Here is a 15,339-nt window from a genome sequence, read left to right as displayed (position 1 = left end):
GTCCCGTGGCGGATGCAACGATGTAAAAGAAAGGCCGTTCCGACTCAACGTCGGAACGGCCTTTCGCATTCAGCCAAGCGCCCGAAGGAAGCGAAGCGCCTGCGTCTCAGGCGGCGACTGCTTCCACCGACGCCGTCAGCAGCACCGGAATCGACTTCGAGGTCGGCGTGCCGGCGCCATCCGCCACTGACGAAAGCGGCACCAACGGATTGGTTTCCGGATAGTAAGCGCCGAGGCAGCCGCGCGGGATGTCGTACTCGACCAGCAAGAAGCCATCGGCGCGCCGTTCGACGCCGTCGTCCCACACGCTCGTAATGTCCACGCGCTGACCGGCTGCGAAGCCGAGCATCGCGAGGTCGTCCTTGTTGGCGAACAGCACGCGCCGCTGGCCAAAGACGCCGCGATAGCGATCGTCGAGGCCATAAATCGTGGTGTTGTACTGGTCGTGGGAACGCGTGGTCATCAGCGTCATCAGGCGCTCGCCATGGCGGCTGCGGGCGCGGTGAATCGGTGTGTCCACGGAAATGGCGTGCACGAGGAACTGCGCCTTCTTGCTCGGCGTCTTCCAGATCCGGTCGCGCGAGGCGACGCCCAGGTGAAAACCGCCCGGGTGCTTCAGGCGCTCGTTGTAGTTTTCAAAACCGTCGAACACCTTCTCGATGCCGTCGCGGATCAGCGCGTAATCGTCCGTATGGGCGCGCCAGTCGACCTTGGCGCTACCGAGCGTCGCCTCCGCCATGCGCGCGACGATCGCGATTTCCGACAGCAGGTTCGGCGAAGCCGGCTTGTTCATGCCGTACGAGATGTGCACCATGCTGAACGAATCTTCGACGCTCACGCCTTGCGCCACGCCGCCCTGCATGTCGATCTCGGTGCGGCCGAGCGTCGGCAGGATCAGCGCGTCGCGGCCATGCACGAGATGGCTGCGGTTCAGCTTGGTCGTGATGTGCACGGTCAGATCGCACGAACGCATAGCTTCCCACGTCCGCGGCGTGTCCGGCGTCGCAATCGAGAAATTACCGCCCAGGCCGATAAACACCTTCACCTTGCCGTCGAGCATCGCCTGAATCGTGTTGACGACGTCGAGGCCGTGTTCGCGCGGCGGCTCGAACTCATACACCTTGCCGAGACGGTCGAGGAACTGCTGGGTCGGCCGCTCTTCGATACCCACCGTGCGGTCGCCCTGCACGTTCGAGTGGCCGCGCACCGGGCACAGGCCCGCGCCGCGCTTGCCGATATTGCCGCGCATCATCATCAGGTTCGACAGGAGCTGTATCGTCGGCACCGAATTCTTGTGCTGCGTGAGGCCCATTCCCCACGTGGAGATGACCGCTTTGCCCTTGACGTAGATGTCGGCGAGCTTGAGCACGTCGTCCATCGGCACGCCCGATTCGGCGACGATCGTTTCCCAGTCTTGCGCGCGCAGATCGCTGGCGAAGGCTTCGAAACCCACCGTGTGTTCGGCGATGAAGTCCACGTCCAGCACGCGTTCGCCGCCGTTCGCCAGGGCCGCATCGTCCAGTTCGATGACGCGCTTGGCGACGCCCTTGATCAGCGCAAAGTCGCCGCCGACCTTCGGGCGAATGAACACTGAGCTGATCCTGGTGCTGCCCAAGGTCAGCATTTCGACCGGGTGCTGCGGGCTGGCGAAGCGCTCGAGGCCGCGTTCCTTGAGCGGGTTGATCGAGACGATGGTCGCGCCGCGTTTGGCGCACTCCCGCAGCTCGCCGAGCATGCGCGGATGGTTGGTGGCCGGGTTCTGGCCGAAGATGAGCAGCGTGTCGGCGTGTTCCAGATCGTCCATCGTGACCGTACCCTTGCCGACGCCCACCGTCCCCGGCAAGCCGCGGCTGGTCGCTTCGTGGCACATGTTCGAACAGTCGGGGAAGTTGTTGGTGCCGTACAGGCGCACGAACAACTGGAACAGGAATGCAGCTTCGTTGCTGGCCCGCCCCGAGGTGTAGAAGGCGGCGCGGTCGGGGTCGTCGAGGGCCTTCAGATGGCGCGCGATCAGTTCGAACGCCGCGTCCCATTCGATCGGCACGTAGCGGTCGAGTCTGGCGTCGTAGACCATGGGGTCGGTCAGGCGGCCGTGCTGTTCCAGTTCGTAGTCGGACTGCGACATCAGCTCGGCAATCGTGTGCTGCTCGAAGAACGCCGGCGTCACGCGCTTGCTGGTGGCCTCGGCGGCCACCGCCTTGACGCCGTTTTCGCAGAATTCAAATGTGGAGGCGTGTTCGCGGTCCGGCCAGGCACAGCCCGGGCAGTCGAAGCCGTCTGGCTGGTTCTGCGCCAGCAGCGTGCGGTAATTGCCGGCAGTGACCTTTTCCTTGACGAGGTTGATCGCGACATACTTGAGGGCGCCCCAGCCCGCGGCGGGATGGGTGTACGGAGCAATGCGCGCTTCGGGTTTTTTCATGACCTTGCTGCCGGGAATAGGCGGATTTGCCGATGGACTCAAGATTACTGTGTTCCGAAAAGGGTGCGGAACACAGAAAACAGGAAAGGTAAGGGATACAGTTTTTGAGATTTATCATAGACTGCGCTCATTCTCCTGCTTTTTGTTGTCGCCGACCCCTTGAAGCTCTACGAAAAACTCGCCGATGAAATCGGCGCAGCCGTGCACCGCGGCGTGTTCGCCGCCGGCGAGCGGATTCCCTCGGTGCGCCAGGCGAGCCAGCAGCATGGCGTCAGCATCAAGACCGTGCTGCATGCCTACGCGCTGCTGGAAGGCCGTGGCCTGATCGAAACGCGGCCGCAATCCGGATATTTCGTGCGCGAACTGGCGGCGGCGCCTCTGAGCGAGCGCGAGCAGCCGGCGCCGAGCCCCGCGCCGGCCGCGGAAGTGGATGTGAGCCGGCTCGTGCTGTCCACCCTGCGCAGTATCCGCGCGCGCGACGCCATCCCGCTCGGCTCGCCGTACCCTGATCCGACGCTGTTCCCGTGGCGGCGTATCAATCAGTACGCGAACGCGATTGCACGGCGTCACGCGAGCTGGAGCCTGATCGACGACTTGCCGCCCGGCAATCCGGAGCTGATCCGCCAGATTGCGCGGCGTTATGCCGAAAACGGCGTGCCGGTCGATCCGGACGAGATCGTCATCACGCTCGGCGCGACCGAGGCGATCAATCTGAGCCTGCAGGCGGTGGCGAAGCCGGGTGACACGGTGGTGGTCGAATCGCCGACTTACTACGCGATGCTGCACGCCATCGAGCGTCTCGGCATGCGCGCGATCGCGGTGGCGACGCATCCGACCGACGGAATCGATATCGAGGTGCTCGCGGAGATCCTCGACAAGCAGAAAATCGCGGCGTGCATGGTGATGCCGAATTTCCAGAATCCGCTGGGTTTTCAGATGCCGGATGAACGGAAGCGGCAACTGGTCGAACTGCTGACGGCGCACGATATCCCGGTGATCGAAAACGACGTGTATCAGGAACTGTATTTCGGCGACGCGCGGCCTACGACGCTGAAGAACTTCGATACCAAAGGACTTGTGTTGCACTGTGCGTCGTTTTCGAAGAGCCTGACCGCCTCGTACCGGATCGGTTGGGCGATGCCGGGCCGCTATCGCGCCCAGGTCGAAAAGCTCAAATTCCTGAACACATTGACGACGCCTTCGGTGCCGCAGGTGGCCTTGGCCGACTATCTGCGCCAGGACGGTTACGACCGCCATCTGCGCCATGTGCGCAAGTTCTACCGCCAGCAGGCGCGGCTGATGAGCGCCATGGTGCAGCGCTTCTTTCCGTCCGGCACGCGCATTTCCTCGCCGCAGGGCGGCTATGTGCTGTGGGTGGAGATGCCCGGGCGCGTCGATTCGATGCAGCTCTACCAGGCGGCGCTCGCACGCGGCATCACGGTGGGCCCGGGCTATATGTTTTCGACGCGAAACGATTTTCGCAACTTTATCCGGCTGAACTACAGCTACCCTTGGACCGCGCAGACCGAAGCGGCGCTCAGGACGTTAGGCGGTCTCGTCGCAGAGATGGCCTGAGGACAAACAGATGAACGATGAAGTCGATCCGGTGCTGGTGGCGGTGCTGATGCAACTTTGGCGCGCGGAGCAGGAAACGCCTGGGCGCGACTGGTCGCTGGCGAAGCTCTCGAAGCAGGCCGGCGTGCCTATGAGCGCGCTGCGGCGGCAACTGACGGCGCTGGTGGACGGCGGCATTGCCCAGACGAGCTTCACGGAGGAGGGCACGGGTACCGCGGGACTCAGCGATGCAGGCCGCAGCTTATGTGCCGAGCTATTCCGCGATTCTGCGGAGTGAATTGGATCGCGTGTTCGCGATGAGCTGTCCCTCGGAGCGAGGCATCGCGAATTAGTTGCATAGCTAACGAGTCGCGCGTATCCTTCTCGCATGTTCGATCATTGCCTTTACTTCAACACCTCCGCGCTGGCTCGCCGTCTTGAACGCGAGTGGGCGGAAGCGTTCGAGCCTTTCGAGGTCACGCCCCCACAAGGCTTCATGCTGCGGGCGGTGATTGATCGCCCTGGCATGCTGCAGCGTGAGTTGTCGGAAGAACTGTTGATTGCCCGACCCACCGCGACGCGGGCGCTGGACGGCCTCGAAGCGAAGGGTTACATCGAACGTCGCCGTACTGAAGAGGACGGGCGGGAAGTATCCATTTTCCCCACTGCCAAGGCACTTGGAATCAAGGCCGAGTTGAACGGCGCAAGCGGGGCGGTGACGGCCAGGCTGAAGAAAGTGCTTGGCGGCGGGGAGTTCACGGAGGCCGTGTCGAAGATTCGTGAGGTACGCGAGTCGCTTCCGTGAAGTGTCTTTTTTGTTCGAGTATAGTTGCATAGCTAATTATTTCGGGGCCATATGCATGGTCGCCTCACCTTGAGTCCAGCAGGGCTGGCCAATCCATCATGAAACGTATCGCCGCTTTTTCTCTCGCTACCTGGGCCGCCGCCGCCATTCTGTATTTTGGCCAGCATTCAGTGGCAATGATCGCGCTCAGCGGCGTGGTCGTGCTGGGCGGATTCGACTTGCTGCGTCCTTAACGGGTTCAGTTGTGTGGCTTGGGGTTCATCTGCCCTATAAACGCGCCTAGCTTGCGTTTTACCCGGCCGGTCTGAGCGAGCAGCAACGGGAGTTCCGCGAGGCGGCCCCGCGCGTTCAACATGATGACGCGTCGCTCATGCCACGTTTCGCAGTTGGCCCAACGGGCCTTGTAGTCCGCGTGCAACGGACGAAAATCGAAGTCGCGGTCATTGGCGTGCGACCACCTGACCAGAAAATCGACGAGTAAGGCACCCACCGAGTAAGCGCTAAACGCCGCGTCATAGGTGGTGATGAAATACTCAACCGAGTTCGGGCCGACAAGGTTGACCGACGCCGCGACGGGTACCCCCGCTACTTTGACGAAGGCGACCAGCGGGTTCGCCGGCAGCTCCGTTCTCCGTGCCAGTTCGATAAAGAAGTCGCGCACCGTATCGTCCATCAGATATGGCGTGTTAAGGCCGTGGCTGATCGCCCAGCATCGCTTGTTGGCGAAGAGCCATGTCAGTATCGCCGTGGCGTCGCTCATCGTTTGCGCCCAGCCGAATTTCACTTCCCCTTGCGTTTCGAGCCGCTTGCGGCAATAGCGCAGATTTGAGCGCAGCGCCTTCGACCGCGTCGCCATGAAGTCGTCGTAACTCGCGAACGCTCTGAGCCGAATCGAATAGCCAGGCAATCTGCGCCAACGCGCCGGCAGTCGGGTCCATACCCAGGATTGCGGTAGCGCATCAAGCGCTTCGTGGAGGAGACTGCCGTGTTGAACCATATCGACCTCGAGGACATCGGCATGCACACGCATGACGGCCGCCGCAGCGTCCCGGTAGAGATCGCTGCGCGCTCGCCCTTTGAGCAGCGGGCCGCCATACTCCTCGCCGCTGCCGCATGTCAGTGCCTTGGCGATGCGCACGAATTTCTCGCGGAAGATCGCAACTGGCCACAGGGCGAGCAGTTCGTCGTCGCGCAATACGATCGCAACATTCACTACACCGCCCTTGCTGAACGCCTGCGCGGCGGCCTGCTCGCAGTACTCGAACGTCAGACATAACGGACAGTCATCGGCACGGGCGGCGAGGGTGCTCCACGCAGGACTCAGGGACGTAAAAGCGCCGGGCGTTTCGATCGTCAGCACGTCGAGCCTGATGGCCGGCTGTTCAAGCGATCCGAATCGACTGAAGTTTGTGTGGACCGGGATACCGGCATTGACCTTGTCCATCGTCACGACCTGAAGACCTGAATGACATTTCATCGGACGCAAGCGCAGGCGGGCCGCCAGGGTGTTACGCCAAACTTGCGCTACCCGGTTGAATTCTTCTCAGGAATGATGTTGCCTATCTACACGATCCTGGTTTGTACTGGATTTTGGCGTGAAAGCGCTACCCTAGTGCGAATAGACTCGCCGTAACAAAGTCGGATCGACGCGTATGAGCATGACCGGGTGGATACGCCCGGCAGTCTCGGGGGAAGGATACGAAGTAGCGGCGAATTGCCCGGGGGGGCGGTGCCGCCCGCAACACCATGAGTCGCCGATGACAACCGTACGAGACCCTACGTTGCTTTTTGAACGCATGACGCGTGGCCCGGCTGTTGCGCAGTCCGCAACCATAGCGGCAAGGACGGTCGACGACGCTGTCTATTCGATTTTTCACGAGCCCTGGTGGCTCGATATCGCCACCGGCGGCAACTGGAGCGTCGCCAAGGTTGTGCGCGGTAAAGAGGTGCTCGGCGAGCTGCCTTACTATTCGACGCGTATGGGGATGTGGCGCATCTCTCATCTTCCGCCGCTCACCCGCACCCTCGGCCCGGTCATCAAACCCGCCGGCCTCGACGCGTCCCATGAACAGCATCGCCGGCTGAGCGTCACCTCGGAGCTGATCGAACAATTGCCGCATTTCGACAGCTTTTTTCAGCTTTTCGATCCGCGGGTCGAAGATGCGCTCGCGTTTGCCTTGCGCGGCTTCACGGTATCGGCGCGCTACACCTTTCAGATCGCTCCGGATTGCACGGTGGCCGAAGCCTGGGCGCGCCTGCACGGCAAGACCCGCAACGTGATCCGCAGTGCAGAGCGCCGACTGACCGTGGCGCCCATCGCCACACCGAGCGAATTCCTGCAGTTCTACGAAACGAATCTGCTTGAGCGATCGCGCACGAATGCCTATGGCACGGCGGTGATGCGGCAACTCGTGAATGCGTTCGTCGCACGCAAGGCCGGACATCTGCTGGGCGCCTACGGCCTTGATGGACGACTAGTGGCGGCGATCGGTCTGGTCTGGGACCGGCATGCGATGTACTACCTGCTGTCTTCGCGCGCACTCGGAGCGCATGGCGGGTCGATCAGCCTGCTGATCTGGATGGGGATCCAGGATGCGCTCGAGCGCAAGCTGACGTTCGATTTCGACGGCTTCTCCAGCCCAGCCACCTACAATTTCCTCGATGGCTTCGGCGGGGCATTGAAGCAGCGCTTAGGGGTCGAGCGCCTCGGGACCATGTATTCGGTCGCGCGTATTCTCAAGCGTCGCATCGTGCCCGGCTCGGCTGCGGTGTTCGCACCTAACCTCTGAGAATCTGGCTGCGCCGCGGGTCCGGCCTGAATACCGCTTTCGCAGGCGGGGCCACTCACCTGGCTTATGCCACTTCTTGCGTGCGGCCGGCCGAGCCTATCATCGCTTCCGCCAGTTCAATGGCGTTCGACGCGAACAACGCCGGGGTCCAACGCTTGACCGACGTGAGCGCATTGGCGGAGAAGCGCTCGCGCAGTGCGCCGCTGGTGCCCAACTGCGTGATTTTCGTGGCCAGCGCGGACTCGTCGCCGGGCTCCACGATGAAACCGTTGACACCGTCCTGCACCAGCTCGTTCGCTACCCCGCAGGCGCGCGTGACAATCGCGGGTGTGCCGGCTGCGAAGGCCTCGTTGATGCATAAACCCCATTGGTCGAATTTGCTGGCGAGCACGACGAAATCCGCGAGCGCGTAGAGACTCGGCATATGTGGGTTCGGCACCGAACTCAGAATCGTCACGTGGCGGTTTAGGCCGAGCCGGTCGATCTGCTCCAGCAATTGTTTCTTGCACGGACCTTGCCCGACCAGCACGAGCGAGACGCCTTCCGCATGGAGTCCTGATTGAAAGAAGGCGCTAATCAGCAGGTCGATATTCTTGCGCGACACGAAGCGGCTCACGCAGAGCACATAGCGCGGCGGCAGCGTGAAGCGCGCGCGGATCTCGGCGGCATTCGATGCGGCTTCGCGGGCCATGCGGGAGAAGTAATCGACGTCGATCACGTCGAAGCCCACGCGCGAACGCTCCATCGGCACGCCAAGCGAGCGCGCATAGGCACGGTGCTTTTCTCCTGCCACCAGCGCGGCGTCGAACCTCGACACCAGCAGGCGCTTGAAGCGTTCCTTCAGCGCGTAGCGCTTGCCGTCGTCCGCTTTCGAGTCCGACATATAGATCAGGGAAAAGCGGCGCGTCAGCGCTTTCAGGATGCACAGCACGATGGAATAGTTGGTGTTGTAGCCGAGCGTGACGACCACGTCCGGCGCAAACTCGCGGAGCACCGATAACAACGCGACGGTTACCCGAAAGGTATGGCCGTCGCGTTCGCCGGCCTCCTTGATGAGCGTGACGCAGTTCGCAGGATGAGTATTGAAGAAGGCGGTACGACGCTCTTGCGGAAAATCGTACACACCGGATTTACCGAATACTTCGACGAGAAACACTTCATGACCACGGGCGTTGGCAAGTCTGACAAGCGCCTGATAGCGCGGCACGTGATAGTCACCCAGATTGCCGACGACGAATAGGACTCGCATGGAAGGGCTAACCGTTCGGGGTTGGGTTGGCAGGCGTACGTTCTTGCTGATCATCGTAACCTGCTAAAGACGCGGGTCGGAGCGTTGTCCGGGGACGGCGAGGGTTTGGCGGGTAAGTCAGAGCGGACGACTGCATCGCCGTGCGGCCCGGCTATCCGCCCCGGGCCCGGACTGTGCGGGTGTACGAGGCAATCATCGTCGCCAGTTCCTGCGCGGCGGGCGTCACCGGAACGGCGGCGCGTTGCAGCAGGCAGACGTCCTGCTCGGCGGCGCGCTCGCGTACCGCAATCGAGGTCAGCGAATCCGCGAAAGGACCACGCTTCACCACGACCGACGATTCGAGCGAGAGGCAATCGGTTTCCCCCACGAGGTGGAGACTCTCGAACAACCCCTCCACCGTAGCGATGATGTTGGGCGGCGGCAGGCCATGGCTTGCAAACAGGTTGCTAAGACGGCTGGCTTGCGGGTCGTCAGTCAGATTGGGCGAGCGCGTGGCGATCCATGTGCAGCCGGTCAATTCGGCGAGCGAGGTGGCGTCCGCTTGCGGATGGCCGCGCCGGCAGACGATCACCGGATCGGACGGATAAAGCCGGGTCACGGACAGGTCGGCCGTGTCGGTATGCTTCGAAACTAGCGCCGCGGCGAAATCCAGTGTGCCCTCACGAATCCACGCAATCATCATTCGCGAGGTGCCCGTGCGCAGATGAACGGCGACGCGCGGAAAGCGTGCGCGGAATTCGATGAGCACAGGCGCCAGCGCATCGATCAGCGGCTCCGTGGTCATGCCGAAGGTGACCTCGCCGGCATAGTCGCCACGCAACTGCTGCACTTCCTGCTCGGCCCGCTCGCATTCGCCGAGAATCGTCGCGGCCCGTTGCAGCAGCCGTTGACCGAGCGCCGTCAAGGCAATCCCCCGGTTGGTACGGGTGAGCAGCGTCGCGCCGAGGATCAGCTCGAGATTCTGCAACTGCTGGGTGATGCCGCTCTGTGCCGTCCCAAGGGCCCGTGCCGCCGCGCGAATGCTGCCGTGCTCCGCCACCGCGGTGAACACACGCAACTGGGAAATCGTCAGGGCCATGGCGCTCGGTGAATTTGGTGATCGGTAAAAGTGAACATGATAGACCGATAGGGACTTCTTTGGCGCACCGGCGCGGCTTAGGATGGCACGGACCACACGCAGCTTCTGTTTTTGTTCCCCAAGCCACTTTTCTACCCCACCGGCTCACCATGAAAACTCCGTTGATGCTCCTGATCGCCGCGCTGACTTTCAGCAGCAGCGCGTTTGCTACTGGTAACGACACGCTGCGGCTCGGCATCGATCCGAGCTACCCGCCCATGGATTCCAAAGCGCCGGACGGCAGCGTGCAGGGCTTCGACGTCGACCTCGGCAACGAAATCTGCCGGCGTATCCATGCACACTGCCAATGGGTCGAACTGGAGTTCTCGGGGATGATTCCGGCACTACAGGCACGCAAGATCGACGCGATCATGTCGTCGATGGCGATCACCGAAAAGCGTCAGCAGCAGATTCTGTTTTCGTCGAAGCTGTTTCAGTTCAAATCGCACCTCGTGGCGAAGCAAGGCTCGGGGCTGAGCGATACGCCTGCATCGCTGGCGGGCAAGCAGATCGGCGTGCAGTCGGGCACCCAGTTCGAAACCTATGCACAGGCGCATTGGGCGCCCAACGGCGTCAATATCGTCGCGTACAAGAGTCAGGATGAAGTCTTCACGGACCTCGTCAATGGCCGCCTCGACGGCGCTTTGCTCGGTACGGTGGAAGCGGATCAGGGTTTTTTGCGCACGCCGGCCGGCAAGGGCTTTGCGTTCGTGGGCGCACCGCTCTCGATGGGCGACCATGGCGTCGGCATCGGCTTGCGCAAGGACGAAACCGCCTTGCAAGCGTCCATCAATGGCGCGATCGCGTCGATGCTGAAAGACGGCACGTACGCGAAGATCGCGCACAAGTATTTCGATTTCGATCCGTACGGCGGCGATTGATCGCAAGCGCTGCAATGGTCGCAATCGGCAAGCATCTGGACAGTCAGTCTTACCTTATTCGCACATGAAAAAACAATCGATCCCGCTTCTGTCACCCGCCATCGGCACGCACCGTGAACTGGTGAGCTTTCATTTCGGCCCTGCGGATAGCGGGCAGAAAATCTACATACAGTCGACCCTGCACGCCGACGAAACGCCTGCGATGCTGACAAGCGTGCTGCTGAACCGGCGTCTGCGTGAACTCGAGGAGCAAGGTGCGCTGGCCGCCGAGATCGTGGTGGTGCCGGTGGCGAACCCGGTCGGGCTCGGCCAGTACGTGCTTGGGCAGTTCCTCGGACGCTTCGATCTCGGCAGCGGCAAAAACTTCAACCGCCACTTCCTGCAATTCTCGCGAGTGGTGGAACGCGCCAAGGAGGCGCTCGGCCCGGACCCGGTGGCCAATCGCCAGATCGTCCGGCAACTGGTGCGTGAAGAGCTGGAGCAGCAAAAGCCGCTGACCGAATTCGAATCATTGCAATTGGCGCTGCAGAAGCTCACCTTCGATGCGGACGTCGTGATCGACCTGCATTGTTCTCTGGAAGCGGTGATGCATCTGTACACGAGCGAGGCGGGCTGGTCCGACTTCGAGCCGCTCGCCCGCTACCTGGGCTCGCGTGCCTCGCTGCTCGCGACGGACTCGGGCGGCGGCGCTTTCGACGAAACGCATAGCCTGCTGTGGTGGCAATTGCAGCAGAACCTGCCGGCCGACAAGCCGGTCGGCAATGGCACGCTGGCCGTGACGGTGGAGTGCCGCGGGCAGCGCGACGTGTCGTATGAGGTGGCGCAGCAGGACGCGGACGCGATTGTCGACTATCTGAAGTGGCGTAAAGCCATTCGCGGCGAGCCGAAGCCGCTGCCGGAACTGCTGACACCGGCGACGCCGCTCGCGGGCAGCGAGCAGTTCTATGCGCCGGTGAGCGGGATACTCGTGCACCGCGCGAATATCGGCGACACGATCCGCGCGGGCGATCCGCTATTCGATATCGTCGATCCGCTGACGGACGAAACCACCACGATCAGCAGCAAGACCGACGGCATTTTCTATATGCGTCGCGCGATTCGCTTCGTGACCGCGGGCGCGCCGTTGGGCCGCGTCACGGGAACCCGGCCGGTACGTACGGGCGTGCTGTTGGGCGCGTAATGGCGCGACGCGCCGGGCATCGATCTTGCCGCGTGCTTCATGCGGCATTTACCGACCGATGCCCGGCGGGGTACCTCAAAGACTTCAAACCACAGTCAGGGTCGGCGCGACAGCCGCCGGATCGCTGATGCTCGGCCGGCCGGTTTCGACGTGACCGGCGAGGCGGCGGGCGTAGCTGCTGTCTTCATTGCTGCTGACAGTCAGGTCGTACCAATGATGGCTCGACGCTAGCACCCATGCCTCTTCGATCTCCGCACCACCCGGCACGACGATCGTACGCGGGCGCGCGCCATACGCATTGTCGATCACCGTCAGGCGTGCAATGCCGTGGCCCTTGTTGGTGAACTGCAGGAACACGTTGCCGTTCGCCACGTCGTAATGCGTGCGCACTTCCGGCAGCGACGGCTTGCTGTTTTGTGTCTGCGTTTGCGCCGCGTTGCCGGCGAACTTGCGCACGAAGCCGTTCGGGCCGTACACGTCGAAGGCATAGACGCCGCTCGTCGTGGTCAGGTCGAAGGTCTCCTTCAACGACTTGCCCGCTTCGACGGTGTAGCGCCACGGACCGTCGGTGCGGTTGGTCGAGTAGACGTAGAAGTGCGCGCCTTGCTCGCCGGTGTTGGCCAGCTCGATCGTGAAGGTGTTCTGCGTGACGCTCACATGACCGTTCACATGCAGTTCATACGGCAGCGCCCGCGCGAAGCGGATGCCCGCTTCTTGCGGATCGAACGGGCCCGGCGTCGCCGGCACGACCGGCTTCGGATTCGTTGCGCACTGGTTGTTGGCGGTCGTGATGTAGTTGCTTGTGTCCGGCAGCGGCGGCATGGTTGCGTCCGGGGTGCGGAAGTCGAACGCCTTGGTCAGATCGCCGCACACCGCACGGCGCCATGCCGTGATGTTCGGCTCGAATACGCCGAAACGCTTTTCGATGAAGCGGATCACCGAGGTGTGATCGAACACCTGCGAGCACACAAAGCCACCCTTGCTCCACGGCGAGACGATCGTCATCGGCACACGCGGCCCGAGGCCGTAGGGCAGGCCGTCGGCCGTGTAGCTGCCGCCGCGGTACGGGTTCACCACATTGTGAATTTCGCCTTCTACGCTGACGGTCGACTGGCCCTGTGCGGGCGTCGTTGCCGGTTGCGGCGGCACGAGGTGGTCGAAGAAGCCGTCGTTCTCGTCATACATGATGAACAGGACCGTCTTGCTCCAGACTTCCGGGTTCGAGGTCAGCGCATCGAGGATCGTCGACAGGTACTCCGCTCCGTAAGCCGGCGTGTAGCTCGGGTGCTCCGAGTAAGCGGCCGGTGGCAGCAGCCATGACACCTGCGGCAGGTTGCCCGCGAGCACGTCGTTCTTCAGATCGGCAATCGCGCGCACCGTTTGCGCGCGCTCGTACAGCGCGGAGCCCGGCTGTGCGTTGATGTAGTTGGCGAAGTTCTGCAGCACGTTGGTGCCGTAGTTGCCGTTCAGCGGATCGGCGCCCGTCAGGCCCTGCTGGTAGACCTGCCATGAAATGCCGGCGGCCTGCAGGCGTTCCGGATAGGTGGTCCACGAGAGCAACTGATACTTCGGCGGGCCGTCGCCATCGACATAGTCGTTGTTGTCGAGCAGCGGGCCGCCCATCGTGCCGCTCGGGTCCACCATGCCGGTCATCAGATACGAACGGTTCGGGTGGGTCGGGCCGGGCAGCGAGCAGAAGTAGGCATCGCAAACCGTGAAGGCGTCGGCCAGTGCGTAGTGGAACGGGATGTCGCTACGCAGGTAGTAGCCCATCGTCATGTCGGTCTTGTACTGCGGCCACTGGTTGTACGCGCCGTTGTTGATCGCATAGTGCGTCGGGTACCACGAGTGGTCGAGATCGCCAACGCATTGCGCGCTGGTGGTCTGCGTGTTCAGATGGAACGGCAGCACCGGTTGTGCCGCATTTTCCTTGGACGGCTGATACCACACCGGCTGCTGGCCGCCCGGCAACGGAATCGGGAAGCGGTCGTTGTAACCACGTACGCCGCGCAGATGGCCGAGGTAGTGATCGAACGAACGGTTCTCCTGCATGAACACCACAATGTGCTCGACGTCCTGAATCGTGCCGGTACGCGAATACGCCGGTACAGCAAGCGCATTGCGGATCGATTCAGGAAAGGCGGCCAAAGCGGCGGCTGCACCAGCGGACGATGCGACGGTCTGCAGGAAACGGCGACGGCTATTTGAGGTCATTGGTTATCACCTTCTGCGGGGGTGGAAGAGAGCGCGTCTGGCGCGCCCGGGAGAATCCGGTGGTCAATTGCTGCTGCCGTTCTGGTCGCCGTCGCCCGGTGCATAGTGCAACACGGGGGTGACTTGCCGGCTGTCTGCTGCAAGGCTGGCCTGCACGCTTTGCACTGCGCTGTCCGAGGCTGCCGCGGCAGTGGCGCCGGGTTCGCTGGTCAGCGGCGTCGATGCGCCCAATGCAAGCTGTGGTGTTACCGTCGGGCTTGTTTCATGGCCTGAGGCTGGGACTGCGTTGGGTGCTGCGCTGCTTTGATCGGCGCTGGTCGAAGTGCCGTCGTCCGGACCGCAGGCGGACAGCAAGATGGTTGTGAGTGCAACGAGCACGGCCGTAGCCGCGACGTGGTGTCGTCTCATGTCTGCATCCTCGTTCGGGTCGCGGGATGCAGTCTCCAGTGACTTGAAGAAAATATTATGAAAGAGTGTGTAACGTTTGCGAGTCGCTAAAACGAGGGTTTTTTGTGGCTGTCTGGAAAGGTATTCGAAAACATAAGACAGGGAAAACGGGTCGATTTACCGCATTCATTTGTTAAATCGGTAAGATCGGACTGCTGAATGAGAAAATGTAAAAATGACACGCATCGAACAACCTTTCGATTCCTTGCGGCTCGCGGACGAGTGGCTCGAAGCCGATGGCTTTGGCGGCTCCGCATCGGGAACGGTCGGCATCGCGCGCACGCGCCGCTACCACGCGCTGTTGCTGACCGCCACGCATGCGCCTGGCGGGCGGGTCGTGCTGGTCAACGGCATCGAAGCGTGGCTCGAGGCGAACGGCACGCGCTACCCGCTCAGCATGCAGCGCTACGTGCCTGACGTGGTGTATCCAGATGTCTCTGCGAGCCTGCTCAGCTTCGATACGCAGCCGTGGCCGACGTGGCGCTTCCGGCTCGATGGCGAGGTGGTGCTGATTGCCGAGGTATTCGTGGCGAAGGCAACCTGCGAGACGGTTCTGCGCTGGCGTTTCGAACACGGCGAGGCAGGCGACGATTCAAGTGACACCGCAAGCGGGGGGGGGGGGGGGGGGGGGGGGGGGGGGGGGGGGGGGGGGGGGTGGGGTGGGGGGGGGGGGGGGGGGGGTGT

The 15,339-nt window shown here is 62.6% G+C and carries 14 protein-coding genes; 8 read left to right on the top strand and 6 right to left on the bottom strand.

The window, feature by feature from the left end:
• Positions 1–106: 106 nt before the first annotated feature.
• Entirely contained in the window at positions 107–2,419 is a 2,313-nt protein-coding gene (locus AC1ECK_RS23035) for an FdhF/YdeP family oxidoreductase (protein ID WP_480323091.1), read from the bottom strand.
• 159 nt (positions 2,420–2,578) lie between these two features.
• Between AC1ECK_RS23035 and AC1ECK_RS23030 the strand changes: the two genes are divergently transcribed.
• The 4 genes from AC1ECK_RS23030 to AC1ECK_RS23015 all read left to right on the top strand — a co-directional run bounded on the left by AC1ECK_RS23030 (position 2,579) and on the right by AC1ECK_RS23015 (position 5,011).
• Positions 2,579–3,994, top strand: coding sequence for an aminotransferase-like domain-containing protein (locus AC1ECK_RS23030; RefSeq protein ID WP_480323089.1), 1,416 nt, complete (start codon positions 2,579–2,581; stop codon positions 3,992–3,994).
• 10 nt (positions 3,995–4,004) lie between these two features.
• Positions 4,005–4,271, top strand: a complete 267-nt coding sequence (locus tag AC1ECK_RS23025) for an ArsR family transcriptional regulator (RefSeq protein WP_480323087.1) — start codon at positions 4,005–4,007, stop codon at positions 4,269–4,271.
• A gap of 90 nt (positions 4,272–4,361) precedes the next feature.
• Positions 4,362–4,778, top strand: coding sequence for a MarR family winged helix-turn-helix transcriptional regulator (locus AC1ECK_RS23020; protein WP_480323085.1), 417 nt, complete (start codon positions 4,362–4,364; stop codon positions 4,776–4,778).
• Positions 4,779–4,876: 98 nt separating this feature from the next.
• Entirely contained in the window at positions 4,877–5,011 is a 135-nt protein-coding gene (locus AC1ECK_RS23015; protein ID WP_480323083.1) for a hypothetical protein, read from the top strand.
• A 5-nt stretch (positions 5,012–5,016) separates the two neighbouring features.
• Here the strand turns inward: AC1ECK_RS23015 and AC1ECK_RS23010 are convergent, their stop codons facing one another.
• Positions 5,017–5,973: a GNAT family N-acetyltransferase gene (locus AC1ECK_RS23010; protein WP_480323081.1), complete on the bottom strand. Its 957-nt coding sequence runs from the start codon at positions 5,971–5,973 to the stop codon at positions 5,017–5,019.
• 562 nt (positions 5,974–6,535) lie between these two features.
• Here AC1ECK_RS23010 and AC1ECK_RS23005 point away from each other — a divergent pair.
• Positions 6,536–7,567: a GNAT family N-acetyltransferase gene (locus tag AC1ECK_RS23005; RefSeq protein WP_480323079.1), complete on the top strand. Its 1,032-nt coding sequence runs from the start codon at positions 6,536–6,538 to the stop codon at positions 7,565–7,567.
• A gap of 64 nt (positions 7,568–7,631) precedes the next feature.
• Here the strand turns inward: AC1ECK_RS23005 and AC1ECK_RS23000 are convergent, their stop codons facing one another.
• Both AC1ECK_RS23000 and AC1ECK_RS22995 read right to left on the bottom strand, forming a co-directional pair.
• Complete coding sequence (locus AC1ECK_RS23000; protein WP_480323077.1) at positions 7,632–8,816, bottom strand: glycosyltransferase; 1,185 nt, start codon at positions 8,814–8,816, stop codon at positions 7,632–7,634.
• Positions 8,817–8,967: 151 nt separating this feature from the next.
• Positions 8,968–9,894 carry a LysR family transcriptional regulator gene (locus AC1ECK_RS22995; protein ID WP_480323075.1) on the bottom strand — a complete coding sequence of 309 codons (927 nt, stop codon included), beginning with the start codon at positions 9,892–9,894 and terminating at the stop codon, positions 8,968–8,970.
• A gap of 149 nt (positions 9,895–10,043) precedes the next feature.
• Here AC1ECK_RS22995 and AC1ECK_RS22990 point away from each other — a divergent pair, with 149 nt between their 5' ends.
• Positions 10,044–10,814 carry a transporter substrate-binding domain-containing protein gene (locus AC1ECK_RS22990; protein WP_480323073.1) on the top strand — a complete coding sequence of 257 codons (771 nt, stop codon included), beginning with the start codon at positions 10,044–10,046 and terminating at the stop codon, positions 10,812–10,814.
• A 64-nt stretch (positions 10,815–10,878) separates the two neighbouring features.
• Positions 10,879–11,994, top strand: a complete 1,116-nt coding sequence (locus AC1ECK_RS22985; protein WP_480323071.1) for a succinylglutamate desuccinylase/aspartoacylase family protein — start codon at positions 10,879–10,881, stop codon at positions 11,992–11,994.
• 84 nt (positions 11,995–12,078) lie between these two features.
• Here the strand turns inward: AC1ECK_RS22985 and AC1ECK_RS22980 are convergent, their stop codons facing one another.
• Together AC1ECK_RS22980 and AC1ECK_RS22975 are read right to left on the bottom strand one after the other, a co-directional pair.
• Positions 12,079–14,208, bottom strand: a complete 2,130-nt coding sequence (locus AC1ECK_RS22980; protein WP_480323069.1) for a phosphocholine-specific phospholipase C — start codon at positions 14,206–14,208, stop codon at positions 12,079–12,081.
• Positions 14,209–14,271: 63 nt separating this feature from the next.
• Positions 14,272–14,616: a hypothetical protein gene (locus AC1ECK_RS22975; RefSeq protein ID WP_480323067.1), complete on the bottom strand. Its 345-nt coding sequence runs from the start codon at positions 14,614–14,616 to the stop codon at positions 14,272–14,274.
• Between the two features lie 214 nt (positions 14,617–14,830).
• On the opposite strand from AC1ECK_RS22975, the gene AC1ECK_RS22970 reads away from it, so the two are divergent.
• Positions 14,831–15,339, top strand: a 509-nt coding sequence (locus tag AC1ECK_RS22970; protein ID WP_480323065.1) for a glycogen debranching enzyme N-terminal domain-containing protein, incomplete at its 3' end; no start/stop codon positions are given.

The organism is Paraburkholderia sp. SSBN10T (genome assembly GCF_056619545.1).
Note: the sequence above shows the minus strand (reverse complement) of the source record. Positions and strands in the feature narration are given on the sequence as shown.